Raw genomic sequence first — 253 nt, 5'->3', positions numbered from 1 at the left:
GTGCGTCGCGTCCAGGGTCCTTTCCCAGCGGTCGAGAACCGCGGGGTCGTCCAGGGCGGCCAGCACGTCCTTCCGTATGGCAGCCAGGTAGTCCGCCCGTTCTTCCGGGGTGCCGAAACGCGGTACGTCCGCCCGGACGGTCACGCTGGCCCGCAGGTCGTCGCACAGCCAGCCCAGGAACTCGGCGCCGGTCTGCGTGGCGAGTCCGAAGGTGAGGTGGAGGGAGGCGGTGCCCTGGTCGGCGCTCACGGCG

General features: G+C 71.9%; 1 pseudogene. It reads right to left on the bottom strand.

The annotated features are described in order from the left end of the window. Nucleotides 1–253 (bottom strand): annotated as a pseudogene (locus tag IH80_RS0138610) (cupin); the annotation flags it as partial.

The sequence above is a fragment of the Streptomyces sp. NRRL S-378 genome, from assembly GCF_000720645.1.
Classification (GTDB): Bacteria; Actinomycetota; Actinomycetes; order Streptomycetales; family Streptomycetaceae; genus Streptomyces.
This window is presented reverse-complemented; position numbering and strand designations above follow the sequence as displayed.